20 protein-coding genes and 1 pseudogene are annotated in these 18,978 nt (G+C 68.8%); 6 read left to right on the top strand and 15 right to left on the bottom strand.

Going from position 1 to position 18,978, the window contains the following annotated elements:
• Positions 1-172: 172 nt before the first annotated feature.
• On the bottom strand, positions 173-1,402 hold the full coding sequence (locus KME79_RS40500) for a helix-turn-helix transcriptional regulator (RefSeq protein WP_219551254.1): 1,230 nt from the start codon (positions 1,400-1,402) through the stop codon (positions 173-175).
• Between the two features lie 179 nt (positions 1,403-1,581).
• Between KME79_RS40500 and KME79_RS40495 the strand changes: the two genes are divergently transcribed.
• The 4 genes from KME79_RS40495 to KME79_RS40480 all read left to right on the top strand — a co-directional run bounded on the left by KME79_RS40495 (position 1,582) and on the right by KME79_RS40480 (position 3,886).
• Positions 1,582-1,818, top strand: coding sequence for an SH2 domain-containing protein (locus KME79_RS40495; RefSeq protein ID WP_219551252.1), 237 nt, complete (start codon positions 1,582-1,584; stop codon positions 1,816-1,818).
• A gap of 95 nt (positions 1,819-1,913) precedes the next feature.
• Positions 1,914-2,144, top strand: a complete 231-nt coding sequence (locus tag KME79_RS40490) for a hypothetical protein (protein ID WP_219551250.1) — start codon at positions 1,914-1,916, stop codon at positions 2,142-2,144.
• Positions 2,145-2,305: 161 nt separating this feature from the next.
• Entirely contained in the window at positions 2,306-3,490 is a 1,185-nt protein-coding gene (locus KME79_RS40485) for a winged helix DNA-binding domain-containing protein (RefSeq protein WP_308249226.1), read from the top strand.
• 9 nt (positions 3,491-3,499) lie between these two features.
• Positions 3,500-3,886, top strand: coding sequence for a TraR/DksA family transcriptional regulator (locus tag KME79_RS40480; protein WP_219551248.1), 387 nt, complete (start codon positions 3,500-3,502; stop codon positions 3,884-3,886).
• 7 nt (positions 3,887-3,893) lie between these two features.
• Here the strand turns inward: KME79_RS40480 and KME79_RS40475 are convergent, their stop codons facing one another.
• Genes KME79_RS40475 through KME79_RS40465 form a run of 3 tightly spaced genes read right to left on the bottom strand, consistent with a single transcriptional unit; the run spans position 3,894 to position 7,050 of the window.
• Complete coding sequence (locus KME79_RS40475; protein ID WP_219551246.1) at positions 3,894-5,093, bottom strand: ferritin-like domain-containing protein; 1,200 nt, start codon at positions 5,091-5,093, stop codon at positions 3,894-3,896.
• On the bottom strand, positions 5,090-5,929 hold the full coding sequence (locus tag KME79_RS40470) for a phosphate/phosphite/phosphonate ABC transporter substrate-binding protein (RefSeq protein ID WP_219551244.1): 840 nt from the start codon (positions 5,927-5,929) through the stop codon (positions 5,090-5,092). The genes KME79_RS40475 and KME79_RS40470 overlap by 4 nt, the downstream gene beginning before the upstream one ends.
• Complete coding sequence (locus KME79_RS40465; RefSeq protein WP_219551242.1) at positions 5,926-7,050, bottom strand: acyl-CoA dehydrogenase family protein; 1,125 nt, start codon at positions 7,048-7,050, stop codon at positions 5,926-5,928. Before KME79_RS40465 ends, KME79_RS40470 begins: the two co-directional genes overlap by 4 nt.
• A 302-nt stretch (positions 7,051-7,352) precedes the next feature.
• Between KME79_RS40465 and KME79_RS40460 the strand changes: the two genes are divergently transcribed.
• On the top strand, positions 7,353-8,096 hold the full coding sequence (locus KME79_RS40460; protein ID WP_219551240.1) for an MBL fold metallo-hydrolase: 744 nt from the start codon (positions 7,353-7,355) through the stop codon (positions 8,094-8,096).
• Between the two features lie 155 nt (positions 8,097-8,251).
• On the opposite strand, the gene KME79_RS40455 is transcribed toward KME79_RS40460, so the two are convergent.
• Positions 8,252-8,458, bottom strand: coding sequence for a DUF397 domain-containing protein (locus KME79_RS40455; protein WP_219551276.1), 207 nt, complete (start codon positions 8,456-8,458; stop codon positions 8,252-8,254).
• Complete coding sequence (locus KME79_RS40450) at positions 8,449-9,129, bottom strand: DUF5753 domain-containing protein (RefSeq protein ID WP_219551238.1); 681 nt, start codon at positions 9,127-9,129, stop codon at positions 8,449-8,451. Before KME79_RS40450 ends, KME79_RS40455 begins: the two co-directional genes overlap by 10 nt.
• Before the next feature lie 322 nt (positions 9,130-9,451).
• Here KME79_RS40450 and KME79_RS40445 point away from each other — a divergent pair, with 322 nt between their 5' ends.
• Positions 9,452-9,886 (top strand): ATP-binding protein, encoded by a 435-nt coding sequence (locus tag KME79_RS40445; RefSeq protein ID WP_219551236.1) that lies wholly within the window; start codon positions 9,452-9,454, stop codon positions 9,884-9,886.
• On the opposite strand, the gene KME79_RS40440 is transcribed toward KME79_RS40445, so the two are convergent.
• The 9 genes and pseudogenes from KME79_RS40440 to KME79_RS40400 all read right to left on the bottom strand — a co-directional run.
• Positions 9,881-10,831 carry an NAD(P)-dependent oxidoreductase gene (locus KME79_RS40440; RefSeq protein WP_219551234.1) on the bottom strand — a complete coding sequence of 317 codons (951 nt, stop codon included), beginning with the start codon at positions 10,829-10,831 and terminating at the stop codon, positions 9,881-9,883. The genes KME79_RS40445 and KME79_RS40440 overlap by 6 nt on opposite strands.
• A 134-nt stretch (positions 10,832-10,965) precedes the next feature.
• Positions 10,966-11,268 carry a hypothetical protein gene (locus KME79_RS40435; protein WP_219551232.1) on the bottom strand — a complete coding sequence of 101 codons (303 nt, stop codon included), beginning with the start codon at positions 11,266-11,268 and terminating at the stop codon, positions 10,966-10,968.
• Positions 11,269-11,272: 4 nt separating this feature from the next.
• Positions 11,273-11,554 (bottom strand): hypothetical protein, encoded by a 282-nt coding sequence (locus tag KME79_RS40430; RefSeq protein ID WP_219551230.1) that lies wholly within the window; start codon positions 11,552-11,554, stop codon positions 11,273-11,275.
• 275 nt (positions 11,555-11,829) lie between these two features.
• A complete protein-coding gene (locus tag KME79_RS40425) occupies positions 11,830-13,785 on the bottom strand; it encodes a hypothetical protein (RefSeq protein ID WP_219551228.1) in 1,956 nt (651 codons plus the stop codon).
• Positions 13,786-13,966: 181 nt separating this feature from the next.
• Positions 13,967-14,530 (bottom strand): dihydrofolate reductase family protein, encoded by a 564-nt coding sequence (locus KME79_RS40420; RefSeq protein ID WP_219551226.1) that lies wholly within the window; start codon positions 14,528-14,530, stop codon positions 13,967-13,969.
• Positions 14,531-14,683: 153 nt separating this feature from the next.
• On the bottom strand, positions 14,684-16,117 hold the full coding sequence (locus tag KME79_RS40415; protein WP_219551224.1) for a pyridoxal phosphate-dependent decarboxylase family protein: 1,434 nt from the start codon (positions 16,115-16,117) through the stop codon (positions 14,684-14,686).
• Positions 16,118-16,251: 134 nt separating this feature from the next.
• Complete coding sequence (locus KME79_RS40410) at positions 16,252-16,908, bottom strand: hypothetical protein (RefSeq protein ID WP_219551222.1); 657 nt, start codon at positions 16,906-16,908, stop codon at positions 16,252-16,254.
• A complete protein-coding gene (locus KME79_RS40405; protein WP_246641240.1) occupies positions 16,905-17,519 on the bottom strand; it encodes an RNA polymerase sigma factor in 615 nt (204 codons plus the stop codon). The genes KME79_RS40410 and KME79_RS40405 overlap by 4 nt, the downstream gene beginning before the upstream one ends.
• A 187-nt stretch (positions 17,520-17,706) precedes the next feature.
• Positions 17,707-18,301 (bottom strand): annotated as a pseudogene (locus tag KME79_RS40400) (transposase family protein); the annotation flags it as partial.
• Positions 18,302-18,978 lie beyond the last annotated feature (677 nt).

Genomic DNA, 18,978 nt, shown 5'->3' with positions numbered 1-18,978 from the left:
TTGTCGAAATCGCCGCAGGAGATCAGCGCGCAGAGGCACCGGGTTCCTTTCGAGCTGCTGATCTTTCGCAACTCGGCAACGCACAGGAGGAGCCCACCTCACGCGAAAAGCGAACAATCACTCGCAAGCGGAACAGAAGCCTCACGCGACTGCACTTCAGCGAGCTGAAAAATCAAAAACGCTGGACGACAGAGCCGCAGAGCTCACGGTATGCCTCGCGTAGTTGCTTGGCCTCGGGTGCCCGCCGGGCTTCCAACGCTCCGATCACCTCTGTGGCACGCCAATGGTGCGAAGGTACGAGGTGCGGGTTGGTGAGGGCGGTGAGCGCTATGTGCCCGGCTTCGTCGGGCTTGGCGGTCAGGAGTGCGTGAGCCAGGTCGAGCCTTGCGGCGAGGGCGCGGCGCGGCCGTGAAGGGCCGTCGGACTCCAGCCGGGCGAGCACCGCGCGAGCGTACGACTCGGCCGCGGAGTCGCCGAGCCAGGACAGGGTCGTCGCGATATAGGCGTCGGACTTGGCCGGGTCGTAGCGGTAGTGGTGCTCGGGCCTGTCCGGAGTCGGCAGAGGAGCGACCAGCCGGGCCACCACGTTCAGCGCTTCGCGGGTCTCACGGGCGGCGCCCAGGCGTGCCCAGGCCCGGCCCTCCTGAGCGGCCGCCTGGATGTACGCTGAACTGCCCCTGGGCGCCACCCGCTGTGCCGCCCGGGTAAGCGTCAGGGCCCGCCGGTATTCGCCGTCGATCAGGACGTGCCACGCCTCCGTCTCCAGGCACCATGCCGCGATCTCACGATGCTCGGTCTCTTTTGCGAGCTGAGCGGCCGTGCGCAGCCGGGCCCTTGCGGCCGGGAACCGGTTCAGGTCGATGAGGCAGGTTGCGGCGAGAAGCGAGAGCCAGCCGCCGGTCACCAGCAGCCGTCGGTGCTCGATGAGCGTCTTCTTGCCGTCCAGGAGTTGGGAGACGTAATCGAGATGGCGACGAACGCGGACCAGCAGCTCGTGGGGCGGCGTTCGGTGGTAGGCCACGGCTAGGTCGTCGACCGCCGCCTCCAGCCGTTCGAGAGTGTCCTGCCCCACCTCAGTGGCGGCGGCACGGCGAGACAGCTCCAGGGCGTTCCACTCATCGTCACCAGCGAACCCGAGGTTTCGGGGGTTGTACTCGAACAGCTCGTCCTCGGTGAGGCCGAAGGCGCGGGCGTACAGGAGGCGGTAAGGGTCGTCGGGCTGGTTGTGCCCGGCCTCGTACGCCTTGATGCGGCGGACGATGCTCTCCCGGGAGGGAAGCCGGGCGCGTACGTCGTCGCCGGCGGCCTCGACCAGGCGTCGGGCCATGTCCTTCTGGCTCCAGAGCCGGTTGCGGCGCTCGGCGCGCAGCCGTACGGCCCATGCCGGAAGTTCGGTCACCATCGTGAGCACCTCGCTGTCAGACCTGGGGGACGTTCTGACCACCCTTAGTGTCCCCCGATCGCATCTGTGATCGAAGAATTACTCGCTGTTGTAATCGGAGGTGACGCGATCGAAAACCGGGGTCCGTAGGCGCTGGTACCGCCGCACGGACCCCTTGATCAGGATGGTGGTCCTGACCCATGACACACGATAGGACTGTTGCCGCCGCCCGCCCGGTGTTCGCCGGGTGGCGGATCATGCGCAGCGACGCCGGACGGTTCTGGGCGACGCGCGAGCGACCGTTCCCCCGGGCTCTTGAGGACGCGGGCGCACATCGTACGGTCGACGCCGACGACCTGGTGGGGTTGTGCCAGGTCATCGCGGAGCAGGAGGGCATCGCCGAGCAGGCGTGCCCAGCCGTATGGACGGCGCCGTGACCGCGTCCGCCGTCGTTCTCACTTCGCCCGATGTCCTCACGGACGAGGACTGCCCGGGGATCTCCCCGCATCCGGCCGCGCCACGCCCAGAGCGTATGGCGCTGTGGTGGATCGAGCAGGGCCTCGGGCACGGCCGGGTCGTCGCGTACACCTGCTCCTGCCGGATGACCGCCTACGAGCTGGTCTCCTGCGGCGGCGTCTACCAGATCCGCCGCCGGACCCTTTCCCGCCGGGGCGTGCCGCCCGTGTCCTGGACGGCCGAGCGGTGGTGCCGCGGGGAGTCGCTCGAACGGTGGCGCCGCCTGCTCGCCGGCCTGGCCCGATGAGCCGCCCCGCCGGTCGGAGGGTCCGGGGCCGCAGGCGGCCTGACGTACACCCAGGGGTTCAGGCCGCCCGCAAGTAAGACCCGCCCGCACACCCCCTTCCGGGCGGGACGACGAGCGATCACCTCGGCGGGATTGTCGGTGGCGAAGGATACGGTTGACCGGTGGAACTCTCCCCCCAACAGGCGCTCGGCCTGCGGATGTCCAGCCTGCTGCTCCGAGCGTCGTCCGGCGGCGCCGACCGGACGACGGGCGTGGCCGAGGTGGTGGCCTGGCTCGGGGCGATGCAGGCGCAGGACCTGGCCAGCGGTCTGTGGTCGTTCGGCGCGCGACTGCCTGGAAACACCGCCGCCGACGTCACCGCCGCGCTGGAGCGGCGTGAGGCGCTGCGCACCTGGCCGATGCGCGGCACCATCCATTTCGTCCCGTCCCGCGACGCCCGCTGGATGCTCGAATTGATGGGCGTCCGGGTGCTGAACGGCGCGGCGAGGCGGCGCGAGCAACTCGGCCTCTCGGAGGAGACCGCCGTCCAGGCCATGGACGTGCTGGGCGCGGCCCTGGCCGGCGGCGGGCGGCTGAGCCGGTCGGAGTGCCTGGCCGCCCTGGCCGAGAAGGGCATCGACACCGGGGGCCAGCGCGGCTACCACCTGCTGTGGTACGCCAGCCAGCGGGGCCTGCTGTGCATCGCACCCAACATCGGCAACGAGCAGAGCTTCGTGCTGCTCGACGAGTGGGTCCCCGACCCGCACCGGCCGGAGCGCGACGAGGCGCTGGGCACCATGGCCCTGCGCTACTTCCGCGGCCGCGGGCCGACCACCCGGCAGGACTTCGCGGGCTGGACCGGCCTGACCGCGGCCGACGCCAAACGCGGCATCGCCGTGGCCGGCGACGCGCTGGCCCGGGTGACCGTCGACGGGGTGGAGACGTACGTCGACGCCGCGCTCCTCGACACCGCCCCTCCCCCGGCCGGCGACGACGAGGTGCTCGTGCTGCCGGGGTTCGACGAATACCTGCTGGGCTACAAGGACCGCTCCCTCATGGTCGCCGACGAGCACAAGGCGGCCATCATCCCCGGTGGCAACGGGGTCTTCCGTTCCACCGTGGTGCGCGCCGGCCGGGTCGTGGCCACCTGGACACGCACCCTCACGAAGAGCGGGGTACGGATCGCCGTTCAGCCGCTCTCACCGCTCGGCGGAAGCGAACGGGCGGAGGTCGAGCGGGCGTTCGAGCCGTACGCGCGGTTCATGGAACGCACCCCGGAGGTGCGCTGGCCGTGGTCTTCGCGGGCGATGGCGCCAGCCCAGGTCATCTCCAGGGAGGGGCGGCGAATAATCTGGTGGGGAAGGTGAGGAGCCGTGATGGCCGAACACGATCGGGACGCCGCGCTTTCCCCCTCCGAACAGGCGACCATACGAGACCTGCTCGACGCCGACCGCCGCAGAACCACGGAGCGCATCGCCCTGCTGGGCCGCGACCGGGACGAGATCGTCACCTCGTCGGCGCTGACGGCCTCCGACGACGAGCACGACCCCGAGGGCACGTCCACGGCGTTCGAGCGGGCCCACGTCCAGGCCCTTCTCGAACAGGCCCTGACCCACCTCGCCGAGCTGGACCTCGCTTCCGAGCGGCTACGCGACGGCACCTACGGGACGTGCGCGAGGTGCGGGCAACGCATCCCCATCGAGCGCCTGCAGATCCTCCCGGCCATCAAGACCTGCGTGAAGTGCGCCTCCCGCCGCCGCTGACCCGCTCTCACATGAAGTTGCGGGTGTGCAGGGCGGCCAGGTCGGCGGCCTCGTCAGCCGGGAAACCGAGACGGACCAGCCGGTTCCTGCGCCCTTCGAGCATCTCCGTCTGGAGCAGCTGGACCGCCGCGTGCCCCCGGGCGATCGCGGCGGGACTCCACTCACCGGCCGCCAGCACGGTCAGGGCGTCGAGCACGTCCGCGTTGATGCCGGCGGTGTCGGCCAGCGCGTCGTGCCGCCGCTCGATCGCTCCTCTGAGCGTGCCCCGGAAGGCGGGATCGGCGCGGGCCTGCTCCTCCAGGTGAGCGATGCCGAAGGCCACGTGACGGGCTTCGTCCTGGTGGGCCAGGGCCACGATCCGCCGCGTGACCGGGTCGGGCGCGTACCGGTCCAGGAAGGACAGCAGGTTGAGGAAGCTGCCCTCGCCGAGCACCGACAGCAGGAACGAGGCGAGGGAGAAGTCGGGCTCGGCCAGCAGCGTCATCAGGGAGGCGCGCCCGCCGGCAGAGGAGGTCCCGAGCTCCTCACCCTTCAGCGTCGCCCGGCGGGTGAACACCTCGACGTGCCTGGCCTCGTCCGCCGCCTGCACGGCCAGCAGCTGCATCACCTCCCGGAAGTGCGGGTGCACCCGGGCCAGCAGCCGTGCGGGGATGACCAGGGCGGCCTGTTCGTTCTCCACCAGGTAGGTCATCACCTGGACGACCGCCGCCTCGATCTCGGCGGGCAGCTCGAACGGGGTGTCCCAGTCGACCGCCGCCACCGGATCCCACTGCCGGGCCACCGCCTGCAGATACAGTTTCGGCGCCAGCTCGGACCACACGGTCTCCTTGCGGTCGAAGTCGAAGCGGACCGCCGGGCCGCCCGACTCCACCAGGGCCCCACGGGCCGCCAGCCCCCAGTGCGCGGGGGGCCGGGCGACCAGGCCGGCGGGTGACGATCCACCGGCCCGTTCCGCGCCGGCCCACCGGTCGTGCCCCGCCCGGCCGCGGACGACCCACGCGCGCACCCGGCCGTCACGCTCGTCCCCTGGGAGCAGTTCGTGGCCCTCCCTGCGGCACCACGCGGCCAGGTGCACGACGAGCGCCTCGTCCGTATCGGCGACCGCGAGCCGGCCGCCGACGGGCAGCAGCGCCAGCTCCCGGCGCAGCAGGAGGTGCGCCCCCCGGTCGAACCCCACGTCCCGCAGGTCGAGGGCCCGTACCGTCACGGCCGGTAACCCTCGGCGGTGATCCGGCCGGCGAGGTCGTAGAAGCCGCCGGCGTCCACCGCGGCCTCCAGCTCGCCGTATCCGCTCGTACGGCCCGCCACCCAGGCGGTGAGACCCTCCAGGTCGAGGAGCGGGCGCACCTCCGGGTCGGCGTAGGACATGCCGGTGAGCAGTTCGCCGAACAGCCGGACGGGCTCCTCCGGCGCTGAGTCGACGACGGTCATGTTGCAGTGGTCGTAGGCCGCCGTGCCGACGAGGATCCGGGTGGCGCCGGGAGGGAGCGTGCCCTCGCGGCTGAAGAGCAGGTGGCTGGCGTCGACCATGCAGGCCGCGGCCACCTCGCCCGACAGCAGTGCCCGGGCGGCGTCGCGCTCGCCGCCGATGTGGTCGCCGTGCAGGCCCACTCCCACCTCGAAGCGACGTACCTCGAACCGCGCCCCCGCGACGCGCAGGTGATGCAGCGGCAGGAGGGTGGCCTGCGGCGAGTCCACGGCTCCGGTGCCCACGACCTGCCCCTTGAGGTCGTCCAGGGAGGTGATGCCGGAGTCGGCGCGTACGACCACGACGGAGCGCAGATCGCGGTCGGTGTCACGCATCACCAGGGGACGCACCGAGCGGCCGGCGGCGGCGGCCAGCCGCCGGGCGCGGACCCAGGCCAGCGGCGAGTTCCAGGCGGCGTGGACGCGTCCCGCGACGAGATCCTCGACCTGACGCTCGTAGTTGGAGTAGAGCACGAAGTCGAACGGCAGGCCGTTGCGCAGGAGCCAGGAGCGGAACCCGGTCCAGATCGGCACCACCTTCGCGTCGTAGGCCACCGCTCCCATGACGAGCGTCACGACGCGCCCCCGTCGAGCAGGGGCAGGCCGAAGGAGACGCGGCCCACGAAGTCGTGCAGCGCCTCCGTGGTGGGAGCCATGACCCGGGCGGCGAGGGCGTCGCGGAAGTGCCGCTCGATGCCGAGGTCCCGCCGCAGCGCCGACCCGCCGCAGAGCCGCATGACCTCGTCGCCGATCTCGACCGACGCCTCCGCCGCGACGGCCTTGACCTGCAGGACCCGCAGCATGGCGTCCTCACGCCCGGATTCGAGCGCGGCGAGGGTGTCGTTCAGGAACGCCCGGGTCTGGTCGGCCCTGATACGGATGCGGGCGTAGGAGGACCTCGCCGGGAGCTGGTCCGCCAGCCGCTGCCCCAGGTGGGCCAGGTTGGTCGTGGCCAGGTGCTCGTGGGCCTTGGCCGCCAGCGCCTCGATGACGCCGAGGGAGAAGGCGGCGTTGAGCACCAGGAAGGTGGGCAGCACGGTGGCGAGCGCGATGTCGAGCCCGTCCCCGTCCGCGCCCAGCATGGCGGCGGCCGGGACGCGCACCCCCTCGGCCGCCATCGGGCTGGAGGCGTTGGCGCGCAGGCCGAGACCGTCGTAGGAGCCGCTGACCCTCAGCCCGGCCGCGTCGCGGGGCACCAGCCACAGCGTCATGGGGCCGTCACCGGACAGGGGCCGGCTCGACCAGACGTAGCCGTCCGCCTCGCCCGCCGCGGTGACGAAGCTCTTGCGCGCGTCGAGCCGGATCTCGTCCCCGTCAGCCTCGGCGGTGCTCAGCGGCGCCCAGAAATGGCTGCGCGAACCGGCCTCGGAGAACGCCAGCATGGCCAGGTAGCGGCCCTCCGCGATGGCCCGGCGCACCTCGGCCGGGCCGTGCGCCTCGATCGCCGCGGTGGCCGAGTAGTGCATGAGAGTGATCATCGCGGTGGATCCGCAGGCGGAGGCGAGCTCGGTGATGACCTCGGCGGCGGCCCTGAGCCCCTGTCCGCCGCCGCCCACCTCCGCACTGCTGGTCAGGCCGAGCAGCCCGGCCTTGGCCAGGGCCTCGACGGCGGCGCGGGGGAACTCCCCGGTCCGGTCGGCCTGGGCCGCGGAGGGTGCGACCACGTCCGCGATCACTCCGGAGACAACGGTGTGCATGCGGTCCCTTTCACTGATTTTCGGTGTGTTCCGCCAGGAAGCAGCTGTTCCCTCAGCGTGCGATGCGCCCGCTGGACCTGTCCGGCCTGACGAGGGTGCGGCCGGCTGGGCATGCCGGACGCTGTCGATTCGCTTTCATCGGCCTTCCCGGATCTTGCTCGGGGTTCGACCATGACGTACGACCAGCGCAAAGTTACGGCTTGGCCGATTCGCAAGCGCTCAGGCACGCCGACCAGCCCTCTGCGAACGCGCACGGCTCATACGGGCGCCATGGTTGGTGAGCCGGCCGTTAGAGTTCATGGATGCTGCTGACGATCCTTGGCGGGTGCGGCGCGTGGCCGGCGGCGGGCCAGGCCTGCAGCGGTTACCTCGTGGAGCACGACGGGTTCAGGCTGCTCGTCGACCCTGGATATGCGACGGTGCCGCGGCTGCTGGAAAGGATCACCGCCGATCAGGTCGACGCGGTGTTCATCAGTCACGGACATCCCGATCACTGTGCCGACCTGAACCCGCTGTTGCGTGCGCGTGCGTTGCGTGATGACCCACCGGCTCCGTTGCCGGTGTACTCGCTGCCCAGCGCCCTGGATGCGGTGCTCGCGCTGGACCGCCCGGGGATGCTGACCGACGCTTATGTCCTGCACGAGTTCAACGCCGGCGACCAGATCGCCATCGGCCCGTTCCGCGCGCAGACCCGTCTACTGCCACACTCGGTGCCCAATGCGGGCATACGGCTGACAGCGGGCGAGCGAGTGCTCACGTACACCGGGGACACCGGCCCGAGCCCTGATGTGGTGGACCTGGCGCACGGCGCTGACCTGCTCCTGGCCGAGGCCACCTTCGTGGACCGGGTCCCGCAGGGTTCGCGGCGCCACCTGTCGAGCGCCCGTCAGGCAGGTCGGCAAGCCAAGGAAGCCGATGCCCGACGACTGTTACTGACTCACCTGCAGCCAGGCACAGACGCCACAGCCGCGCGAGCCGCTGCTGAGGCCGAATACGACGGCGAGATCGGCATCGCCACCTCCGGTCTCACCATCGATCTTTCTTGAGGCTTCGACAACAGTGACGCCGATTTGCCGCCCAGGCCATCCAGGTCCAACGCCGCCGCACCGACCTCAAGAAGCGTTCTCATGTAGTGACCTGGCGTGCGTGGAGACGTCGCACCGGTGACTGCCAGGGGGTGATGGAAATCGCGGCTGGCGGTTCAGCCCAGGGAGTCGAACTCTCCGGCCCTGACGCCGCCGAGGAACGCCTTCCACTCGGCGGGGGTGAAGGTCAGCTTGGGGCCGTCCGGGTTCTTACTGTCGCGTACGGCGACTACTCCGGGCAGGTTGGAGGCCACTTCCACACACTGACCGCCGTTGCCCCCGGAACGCGACGACTTCCGCCAGACTGCAGCGCTCAAGTCCATCCGCATCTCGCCTCTTCGATCATTCTGAGGGACATGCGCTCAGGATAGGCCCAGAGCCGAATCGCCTCATAGCGCTTCCAGATCGCAGTCACAGTATCGAGGTCCGTGGTGATCTGACCCTCGGTCGAAGAATCCACATGAACGACATCCGGCTGCCCATCCGGCAACTCAGCGATCATGAAAGCGCCCATGAGGCCTGCCAGACATTTCGGATCGACGATCTGAATGGAGACAGTCGGCTGACGAGCACGCTTCAGCAGGCGGTCAAGCTGTTCACGCATCACTTCGGGCTCGCCGACTTCGCGTCGGAGTACCCCCAGGTCGATCATCACGAGGAACGTGAAAGCATTCTCCCGTTCGAGGATTTGCTGCCGTCGCGTACGGGCCTGAATTCGCTCCTCCACTTCCTCGGCCGTGATGCGGGGTTCCTGACCGAAGATGCAGCGAGCGTAGGCCTCGGTCTGGAGGAGGCCGGGGATCAGGAGGGGATCCCAGGAGCGGAGGATGCGGGCCGTGGGTTCGATCTCCTCGACCCAGCTGCGAAACCAGACCGGGCCGCCGGGCTGGGCGACGATGCGCTGGTAGAGCCTGGTGAAGGAAACACCGTCGGGCGTACCGAAGAGCCGGTCCAGCCGCTCGGCGTCGGGATCAAGAGACGGCACAACATCCATCGAATTTCCTCCCGAAATAGACGAATTGCCTGCCGCTGGATTTCGCGCCCTATCCAGTCCAGAGCAGACCGGAGAGTGTCATGAGCCTTTCTGTTTCGGACTTCCGAACCACTCGCCGCCCCAATAACGAAAAGGCAGTCTAGACGCGAACCTTCCGCTCAGGGAAAGGCCGAGCTTCACCTTTTGGGCCTGTCGCAGAAATCCCCGGAGGGCGGAAACGTCGAGGGAGACGTCGATGACAGCGAGCGAGCAGTACAAGAGATTCGGTCACCTGGCTGGAGGTGTCCCCATCAGGGCTCACGGAGCTTCCCGGCCTGATGGCATGCTGACCGGTCCCTGGCTGCGGCAGTTCCCCGGAGAGGAGAGGTCCGTCTCCGAGGCCAGGGAGTGGGCACGTGCTCTGCGGGAAGGGCGCATGGCCGCCCCGCTGCTCGACGACGTGGTGCTGCTGCTGAGCGAGCTCGTCACCAACGCGGTCACACACTCGGATTCGGGAATCACTAAGGCCGGTCCGGTGACCGTACAGGTGTCCTGCGAGGCCGAAGGCGTCCGCGTGGAGGTGCGCGACAGTGGATCGACCACCAGCTCACCGGCGATGCGCGTGCCGGACGCCGACGACGACGGCGGCCGCGGCCTCTGGCTGGTCGACCTGCTCGCTACCGCGTGGGGCACGGATCAGGACACGACCGTCGGATCGGTCTGGTTCCGGGTGGCCGAGCACGTACGAAATGAGGTGATCCAGACATGGCGGTTATGAACGGCCTCCGAGACCGTCGTCCACCGCGACGTCCTCCGGCTTGAGGTCCAGCCCCGAGGCTGTCGCCTGCAGGTCGAGCAGGATGGCGAAGTCCTCGTCCACCCGGCCGGTGCCGACGCTGGCCTGGACGAGCTGGGCGGTGAGGGCGGTGACCGGCATCGGCACGTCCAGGGCGCGGGCGGCGGCCAGGCCCAGGTCGAAGTCCTTGCGCAGCAGGCGCGGCGTGAACGTCGGCGTGTAGTCGAGGTGCACGAACGCCGGGGACTTGTAGCGGGTGAACGCCGAGCCCATGACGCTGTCGTTGAGGAACGCCAGGAAGGCGTGCCGCGGGACGCCTCCCTTCTCCGCCAGTACGGTGATCTCGGCCAGCGTCTGGGTCACCACGCCCAGCATCAGGTTGTGCGCGATCTTCACCAGCCGGGCGGTGTCGCCCTCCCCCACGTAGGTGACGGACCTGCCGAGCGACTGCAGCAGGTGGGCGACCTGGTCATAGGTCTCCCGGGGACCGGACACCACCAGGCTGAGCGCACCGGCCCGCGCCACCTTGGGGTTGCCGCTGACCGGCGCGGCCAGGTAGGCGACGCCCTTCGCCTCACAGGCCCGGCGGACCTCGGCCGACGACTCCACGGACACGGTCGAGGAGTCGATCACGACTCCCGGCGCCGCCTCACCCGTGAGCAGCCCGTCGTCGCCGAACAGCACCTGTTCGAGTACGGACGACGTGGAAACCGTCGTGAACACCACGTCCCGGTCGCGCAACGCGGCGAGCGACTCCACGACCGACGCGCCGTGCTCCTTGAGCGGCTCAGCCTTGGCGATGGTGCGGTTCCAGGCGGTCACGTCCACACCGGCGTCGGCGAGCCGCGCGGCCATGGCGACTCCCATGCGACCGGTCCCGATCCAGCCGACCCGCGGCCTGGACCGGTTCGTCGTCGAGTCGGTCATCGAAACTCCTTGAGCGACTGTGGGTCCGGCCGTCCGCCGAGGCGGTCGCGCGGACTTCCCCCGGCATCCGGCGCCCGCTCTGACCTGGGACTTTCCCAGGTGAGCGCGGGTGAACCGTCTCGGCAGCGCGGCCGTTACCGTAAGTCGTACTGTCGCGTGAGGGCCAGCGCCTGCTTCTCGTCCACTTGGCGTGGCAGGCCGGCCATCTTCTCGCGTATGTCCTCCAGGATGTTGTTGCCGGCGCGGACGACGCGGGAGCGGTGGAGTTCTAGCTGGGCGTCGAAGAGCTTGGCTGTCGGGCCCACCCAGATTCGGCCGGAGTGGAACTCCTTGTAGGACTGCTCGATCGCCCGGGTCGCGTTCTCGATGAGCGGGGTGATCTTCTGCTCCGCTTCGCGTAACGCTTCGTAGAGCGGGTTGGGCACCATGTCCGTCATCAGGTCAGCCATTCTCGTCGGTGCCGGCGGCCGGGATGAGCTGGGGGGCGATGAGCTTCATGAGGGCTACGACGTCGGCAGCGTTGTCGCGACCCTTGACGCCCTTCACGAGCTCGATCGACAAACGCGCCTTGCCTTTCACCAGCATCGCGCCCGCCCGGGTTTCCTCATTCAGGTCCACCGTGTAGAAGCCGAAGCCGCCGGGGATGATCTCCGGTAGTTGCTTGGAGACTCCGTCGCGTAACTGATTCTCTATCTGGCCACGACTTCCGCCGGTGTCAAGCATGATGCGGAGTACTGCCCGACGCTCGCCGGTCGGCTCGAAGGCAGAGCAAGCGCCCACGACGGGGCGGTCCTCACTCGGGAGAGGGAGAGAACCGGTAACGAGTGGATCGATGACTCCGGTCATCCGCTCGACCGCGACTTTGGGAACGTGATCGCATATGTAGGGTGGGGCATAAACCGTGGGCAGTGGGGTGGCGTCGACCTTGCCGGTTCCGCCCACGCAGGCGGAAGCACTGATGAGGGTGCATCCCAGGATGACTATCCGACTGACTTTGATCACTGGTACCGCGCGAATCCGGTTGTGTAACCGTCGTCGAGAGAGGTTTGAACTCCGAGTTTTTTCCACGGGTTGTCCTCAGGACGTTTATAGAGCCAGGTGTGGTAGGCGTCGTAGCGTCGACCGTCGCCGGCGCTCATCTCGTCGAATGACATCAGCGTCTTGCCGTCTGGCTTGAGGAAGTTGTTGGGTGCGCTGCGCGGATCGTCACCGGGTTCGACGTCGCTGAGTGACGCCCATGGGTGAGTCTTCGCGGGTGGGTCGGCCGCTCCGAAAAGACCATGGTTGAACATGGCCTGAGCAGTTAGTTGATGGACGAGGAACCGAGTCTGTTCAACGGTGCTGTTGGCGGCGAATACGGCTTCCTTTCGCGCGTTGCCCTGAACAGCGTCTTCGATCATGCCGGTCCACGCGCCCGTCACACTCGCCCCGATGGGCCATGACCCTGCTTGCGGGATAGCCAGACCGGTGTTGACCACGGCCATGAGGATCTTCATGTTCCGTTTCTGGGTCTCGTCGAGCTCGTGCCCTTTCTCGATACGGGCGAGACCGGCCGCGTCGGTGATCAGGCCGAATCCTGCACCGATCTCCAACCCTGCGGTGTTCAAGCTGTCGGCGCCCTGACCTGCGGCCACCTGACCGGCGCCATGGTTGAGGAGTCTGTCGCTCCATGCCGTTTGGGCCGAGGTCACCACTCCGAATGCCTTCTCGTCCTCCTTGAACGCCTCCTGCATCACGGCACGGAGTTCGCCTTTGTTGAACCGTGCTCCCCAGTCCTCCCGCCCTGGGAGGTTCGGATAGTCCTCCATGAACACGCCTGGTTGTTCGAGGCCGACGAAGGCAACCCGGTTGACGTCAGATATGTACGCCGCCAGAATCCGCCCGATGGACCCGGCAGCCACCAAGGAAGGGCGCTCGTCCGCCTTGATCCGTTCAAATTGGAGATGCACGAGGTCGGAGGCGAGTCCAGCCGAGAGGTAGCCGCGGGACGGGTCCTGGGCGGTGCCCGCATGGTCGCGGTACGTCATCGTGGCCGCCTCCAGCGCCCGGCCCAGCGCCACACCACCGTCCTTCAGCGGTTTCTCCATGACATAGAACCTCAGCGCCGACCGGTCGTAGGCGAAGAATTCCTGGGCTGCTTTCGGATGCCGGCCCAGCGCCTCGAACACGTCCTTCATCGCGGACTGGTACATCGCCTCGGGCAAAGGCGTTCTCACCTGCCGGCCCGCGAACCACGGATCCTTTTCGGCCCGCGACGCTGAATCCACTTTCCTGGCCACGTACAGCAGAAAGCCGTGGTCGAACGTCCCATGTTTGAGCGCCCGCGCGAGCGCGAAATACTCCTCCCGATCGAGGTCGGCCGTCAAGCTTTTCCGCCAGTCGGCGCCCAGGCGGGGACTCGCCGCGCCGAGAGCCTTGCTCAGAGCGGCTTCAAGGCGCTTCTCATCCCTTTGAGACACCGTCCTGCGCATGAGCGCCAGGTAAGTCTCCGGGCCGAGGGCATGCATGAGCTTCGTGGCGAACTCCGGGTCCTGCGCTCGCTTCTCCAGCGCAGCGAGGGCGGAGTCGCTGATCTTGCCGTCGGCGGAAAGGTGGCTGACAGCGGCGTAGACATCGGGATCGTTGAAGGCCTTGCTGTAGCGGGCCTCGTCGAACGCGACCATTCCATTGACTGCCTGGCCGGGAGCACCCCAGTCCGCCTTTTCGGCGGAGATGGTCTCCTTGCGCCGACGTAATTCAGGACGCTTCGCGCTGATCCAGTTGGCGGCTTCTCTGAACGCGGTCAGATATGAGGTGTCCAGGTCGAACTGCTGAAGGGTACGCCTGATCTGCGGTTCACTGCTTTCGATGGTCGCGCCCGTACGGCCGAGAGCCGGCTCGAAAAGGTCCATCAAGCCGGGGTCGATGCCGGAGTAATCCCCGCCCAGATGAGGGCGTGGATCCGGAGAGCTCATGCGGGCCTCCAGCACGAACGGCGGGATGCACACTGACAGCAGGGCCAGCGTACTCCTGGGTCGGCCGCTCGTTGGATTCTCCTGTCACGACCGATATGGCGTTACTGCGGATCCGTCAGCCGATGGTACGTGAGCGAAGGCTCTGAAAGTTCAAGCGTATGAGAATCGAATACAGGGCCGGTCACGCCCTGACCGGCCGGTACCGCACACCCAGTTCGGCCGTGGGGTCATCGGCGCCGACCCGGTGGAGGTAGTGCGGCCGGCCACCGGGGAGGTCCAGCAGCCGGATGCCGTCGCCGAGCAGCACGGGCGCGATGTGCAGGTCGATCTCGTCGAGCAGCCCGCGTTCGAGAAGCTGGCCACCGATCGTCGGCGAATGCACCTCGACGTTCTTCCCGCCGGCCGCCGCCAGCGCGATCCGTACCGCCTCGGCCACGTCACAGTCCAGGAAGGTGACGCCGTCGGCGGGCTTGGCGTCCTCCGGATGGTGGGTGAGCACGAAGATGGGTCCGGTCCAGGCGCCGCCGTAGACCATGCGGGGATCCGGGAAGGCGTCCCAGCCACGCCGGCCGCCCAGGATCGCGCCGGTGGTCGCGACGTACTCCTCGATCGCGCCCGGCTGGGGTGAGATGCCGGTCATCATCCAGTCCATCTCGTGGTTGGGCCCGGCCACGAACCCGTCCAGGGACATGGTGAAGTGCCAGAGCACCTTGCCGTTCGCGGTCTGCTGTTCGATGTCGTCCACTGCTGTCTCCTCTGCCGGCTGCTTGGCTCGTACGTATGGAGACCGCCTCCACCGCGGAACCTCATCGGTCCATACGGAGGGCATCGTCCCCGCGTCGACAACCACACCTACGACCGGAGCCTTACGCCTGCCCGGGGCCGACAGTCGGCAAGCTCACTGGGGACCCGCCGGGTGTTCGGCCCGTAGTGCGGCGCAGGTCTCGCTGACGATGTCCAGGAGCTCCTCGACCCGGTCGCGGTGGGTACGGTGGCTGACGACGCACACCCGGATCATGTACCGGCCGTCGATCCGCGTACTGGACAGCAGAGCACGGCCCCGGGCCGTCACGCGGCGCAGCAGCTCGGCGTTGAAGGCGTCGGCGTCGCCTTCCTCGGGCACCCAGCGGAAGGCGACGGCGGTCAGGCTCGGTCGCCACGGGACCTCGAAGCCGTTCTTGCGCAGCGTGTCGTGTACCAGTTCGGCCAGGTCGAGCTTCTCGTCCAGAGCCTGGCGGAAGGCGTCGAGGCCGTGCAGTTTGATCGGCAGCCACAGTCGCAGGCCGCGGAAGTCGCGGGTCAGCTCAGGGGAGTATTCGGTGAAGTTGGGGATGTCGTCCTCGTCGCCGAGATCCTGCAGGTAGGCGGCGTCCATGTGGTGGGCCTGGCGCAGCAGGGCGCCGTCGCGCACCAGCAGCGCGCCGGTCCCGTACGGCAGGAACAGGGCCTTGTGCGGATCCAAGGTGATCGAATCGGCCAGTTCGATGCCGCGCAGCCGGGCGCGTCCGCGCTCGGTGAGCTGGAACGGGCCACCGTAAGCGGCGTCGACGTGGAACCACGCCCCGGCCTTTCCGGCGACGGCGGCGATCTCGGCGAGCGGGTCGATCGCTCCGGTGTTCGTCGTTCCCGCGCTGCCGATCACGAGGAAGGGCCGCAGTCCGGCCCGCCGGTCGTCCGCGATCATCCGGGCCAGCGCGTCCGGGGCCATCCCCAGGTCCGCGCCCGCCGGCACGGCCCGTACGTGCGCGCGCGGGAGGCCCGCCAGCAGGGCCGCCTTGGCACAGGAGGCGTGGGTCTGGTCGGTGACGTAGACGGTGCCGTCGAGGAAGCTCTCGCCGAGCCGGGCGACGCGGGCGGTCACGATGGCCGAGAAGTTGGCCATGGAGCCGCCTGAGGTGAGGATGCCGCGCGCCTCCTCGGGGTAGCCGAACAGGTCGCAGAGCCAGCGGACGGCCGTGGCCTCGATCTGCGCGCAGGCCGGGGCCAACTGCCAGACGGTGACGTACTTGTTCATGGCCGCGGTCAGGAAGTCGGCGAGCGCGGCGGCGTACAGGCCACCGCCCGGCACGTAGGCGAGATAGCCGGGCCCGGCGCTGGCGGCGCCGTCGCGGGCCGCCGCGTGCAGCGTGGACAGCAGGCCGGACAGCGGGCTGCCCAGCTCAGGGGCGGGCTCGCGCAGCGCCCCCGCCAGGGCGGCGGAGCGAGCCGGGTCGAAGGCGGGCAGCTCCGGCAGGTCGCGCAGGAAGTCCTCGACGAAGGCCAGCACGGCCTCGCCCATCAGGCGCACCTGCTCCGGGCCCGGTTCCAGGGGGTACTGCGTGGCATCTGACATGATCCGTATCCTTACATCGCGCTTGTACCGGCCGAGCTTGCCGGACCGCGTCCGTACTGGGCGACCTGTCCACCGGCACAAGCAAAAAGCCAGGTCAGACCGCATCTGACCTGGCTGATCGTGTGTGCCCCCGGTCAGTCGTCCCAGCCGGGCGGGGGGCCGAGCGGCGCCTCGTCGCTGTCCACGAGCGTGCAGGCGGCGACGGGCCCGTTGGAGATGTTCGCCCAGATGCCGGCGGTCTTCTCGTCGGCGGAGACGCTGAACTCCAGCACCGCCGTCTGCCCAGGCTTGATCGCGGCCGGGTCGATGCGGAACCCCGGTTCGTCCGTGTTGGGCGGCCAGATGTGGAACGGCCTGCCGTCGGCCGGGTTCCGCGCTTCCTGCCGGGACAGGAAACTCGTGCTACGCGGCTGCGGCGAGCATCGCTTCCCTCCCGGGATGTAGTCGACGACCGCGTTCACTCCCATGCCTCGGAGCGTGGCCTCCAGCGGCTTGGGGTCCTTGGCCTGGTTGATGGTGATGGTGAGCGTCCCATCAGCGTTCTTCGACACCGCGTACGCGGGTGTCCCACCGCCGAGGAGCGCCGGGACGCCCACGGCCACCGCGACACCCAGGGCCAGCGCGGGAGCCAGGAGGGCGGGACGGACCAGGCGCCGCCGGGGGCGCTCCGCCGACCTGCGGATTTCCACCATGACGAACTCCTTGAGTAGACGCCGCCGGGCGTTCGGGAGTTGCGGTTCCGCCTCGAACGGCAGCAACCCGGCCAGGGACTCGCGCTCGGCCTTGTTCATCGGTTCTCCTCCCGTACGGACCGGACCACGCTGTCGTGGTCACCCTTTACCTGTCGCGACCCGGAGGCCTGTTGCCGTTCCGCGGCGAGTTTCTCCAGCTTCTTGCGCGCCCTGGACAGGCGGGACCTGACGGTCCCCACGGCGACGCCCAGCGCCTGGGCCGCCTCGGCATGGTCGAGCCCCGACCACACGCAGAGCGCGAACACCTCCTGCTCCTGGCGGCGCAGCGAGCCGTAGGCCTGCTGGATCGCGGCCAGCTGCTCGGCGGCGTCCATGCGGCCGATGATCTGGTCGGCGAAGTCGGGGATGGGATCGCCTCTGGGCATCCTGGCCAGGGCGTCGTCGTACCGCCTCGCCGCCCGGCGCAGATTCCGCGCCACGTTGGTCGCGATCCCCAGCACCCATGGCCGCAGGGATCCGCCGTCGGCGTCGATCCGATGCCGCAGCCGCCACGCCTCGAGAAAGGTCAGCGACAGCACGTCCTCGGCGGCCGACCAGTCCCCGGTCAATCGGAAGGCGTGACTGAACACCGGCCGGGCCATCTCCTCGAAGAGCACCTCGAACGCCTCGGCATCCCCGTCACGTATCCGGGCGCGCAGTGACATGTCCATACACAAGCACTGTCCGACCAGTCACCCTCATTCCCGCCGGGTTCTCCCGCGGTACCTGGACGGGCGGCGAAGCGATGGGGCCGCGGTGGGGCGATGAGTCGCAGGGCCCGACCCCGCCCGCGATCCGAGGGCACGAGGCGCACCGACGAGCAGACGCCACCAGGCCACAGCTCGGCACTGAGCACTTTCATCCTGAGTAGCGGCCTTCCTCGATGAGCTGCAGGACGAGGATGGCCTGCACGATCGTGGTGGCGCGGTGCGGGCTGCAGCGCAGCCGGGTCAGGACCTTCCCGGTCTTCAAGGTGGCAACGGCGCATTCCCCGCGGGCGCGGATGCGAGCGTGTGCGCGGTTGACCGAGCGCTGATGCCGTGACAGAGGCGGCCGCAGCCGATGGGCTTTGAACGGCGTGCGGATGCTGTCGCCCGCGCCTTACTATCCCTTGTCGGCGAAGGCCTTCACCCCTGCGGCCCTCAGCGCATCGATCAGGCCGGTGGCGCGCCGGCCGGATCGGCCAGGACCTGCACGTTCATGCCGTGGCGTCGGTGTTTACCGGAGTAGTGCGGTCGTTCGTCGGCCAGCCGGTCGATCGGGATCAGGGTACCGTCCAGGACGATGTAGGCCAGTCGGCCCGCGCGTAAGATGGCGGCGTGGACGTCGTCGGCGAGCAGGGCGAGCAGGTCGGCCGCCTCGCGACGTAGCGCCAGGCGGTACCAATGCCGATAGCGAAGCCCGCGGCCAGACGTGCGTAGGTGTCGCCGTTGCGCAGGTGGGTCAGGACCAGCGGTAGTCGACCACAATCCGATGCCTCTACAGGAGCCTCATTGAGGTCTTACCGTGCCGCGATTCCGCATTCCAGTCACGCCCTGATCCGCCTGGCCAAGCTGATCCGCGTCCGGCGTGCCGAGCGCGCTGTCGGTGGCGGCGCCTGGACCCGTCTCGGCAGCTATCTTACCGAGAGCCTCTTCTCATACCGACCTGTCCCGGCACCGTCCATGCTGACCAGCGCGATCAGGTTGGAAAAGCATCAGCGCTCATTGCGAGAGTAGGTCTGCTCGTCGCTGCGCCGACCGTAGGCAGCGCCGCACAGGCTGTCGGCCTCGGCCGACACAACGCCTCGGCCACGGTCTTCACCATGAATCGCCAGAGATCCGGATCGCCGGTCCCGATCTGCTGCCTCAGCCACTGGTCGTACAGCACTTCCATGGATGCAACGCGTGGCTGAGACACTTGGCCAGCAACGGGCCAGACTGCTGACGTTGCGTTCGCAGGCGGAGCAAACCTCCTGCTCGACCGACTAATACCATGGTCACTTAGATGCCAGCGAAGGCTCCTAGTACTCCAGCCGCATTTAGTGATCGATGAGTCGTCGCTGACGTTGGTAATGACAGCGACGGGCGCGGGCCTGATGCCGACGTCGCCACCGTGACCAGCGGATCCGATGACTGACGGGGTGCCGGG

The organism is Nonomuraea harbinensis, assembly GCF_019396385.1.
GTDB lineage: Bacteria > Actinomycetota > Actinomycetes > Streptosporangiales > Streptosporangiaceae > Nonomuraea > Nonomuraea ferruginea.
The sequence above is the reverse complement of the archived record's forward strand: the minus strand, read 5'-3'. Positions and strand labels throughout refer to the sequence as shown.

Excerpts from the sequence above, each read along its gene's own strand:
- KME79_RS40500 (WP_219551254.1), bottom strand. The coding sequence starts at position 1,402 with ATGGTGACCGAACTTCCGGCATGGGCCGTACGGCTGCGCGCCGAGCGC.
- KME79_RS40495 (WP_219551252.1), top strand. The coding sequence starts at position 1,582 with ATGACACACGATAGGACTGTTGCCGCCGCCCGCCCGGTGTTCGCCGGG.
- KME79_RS40490 (WP_219551250.1), top strand. The coding sequence starts at position 1,914 with ATGGCGCTGTGGTGGATCGAGCAGGGCCTCGGGCACGGCCGGGTCGTC.
- KME79_RS40480 (WP_219551248.1), top strand. The coding sequence starts at position 3,500 with ATGGCCGAACACGATCGGGACGCCGCGCTTTCCCCCTCCGAACAGGCG.
- KME79_RS40465 (WP_219551242.1), bottom strand. The coding sequence starts at position 7,050 with ATGCACACCGTTGTCTCCGGAGTGATCGCGGACGTGGTCGCACCCTCC.
- KME79_RS40460 (WP_219551240.1), top strand. The coding sequence starts at position 7,353 with ATGCTGCTGACGATCCTTGGCGGGTGCGGCGCGTGGCCGGCGGCGGGC.
- KME79_RS40455 (WP_219551276.1), bottom strand. The coding sequence starts at position 8,458 with ATGGACTTGAGCGCTGCAGTCTGGCGGAAGTCGTCGCGTTCCGGGGGC.
- KME79_RS40450 (WP_219551238.1), bottom strand. The coding sequence starts at position 9,129 with ATGGATGTTGTGCCGTCTCTTGATCCCGACGCCGAGCGGCTGGACCGG.
- KME79_RS40445 (WP_219551236.1), top strand. The coding sequence starts at position 9,452 with ATGCTGACCGGTCCCTGGCTGCGGCAGTTCCCCGGAGAGGAGAGGTCC.
- KME79_RS40440 (WP_219551234.1), bottom strand. The coding sequence starts at position 10,831 with ATGACCGACTCGACGACGAACCGGTCCAGGCCGCGGGTCGGCTGGATC.
- KME79_RS40435 (WP_219551232.1), bottom strand. The coding sequence starts at position 11,268 with ATGACGGACATGGTGCCCAACCCGCTCTACGAAGCGTTACGCGAAGCG.
- KME79_RS40430 (WP_219551230.1), bottom strand. The coding sequence starts at position 11,554 with ATGCTTGACACCGGCGGAAGTCGTGGCCAGATAGAGAATCAGTTACGC.
- KME79_RS40425 (WP_219551228.1), bottom strand. The coding sequence starts at position 13,785 with ATGAGCTCTCCGGATCCACGCCCTCATCTGGGCGGGGATTACTCCGGC.
- KME79_RS40415 (WP_219551224.1), bottom strand. The coding sequence starts at position 16,117 with ATGTCAGATGCCACGCAGTACCCCCTGGAACCGGGCCCGGAGCAGGTG.
- KME79_RS40410 (WP_219551222.1), bottom strand. The coding sequence starts at position 16,908 with ATGAACAAGGCCGAGCGCGAGTCCCTGGCCGGGTTGCTGCCGTTCGAG.
- KME79_RS40405 (WP_246641240.1), bottom strand. The coding sequence starts at position 17,519 with ATGGACATGTCACTGCGCGCCCGGATACGTGACGGGGATGCCGAGGCG.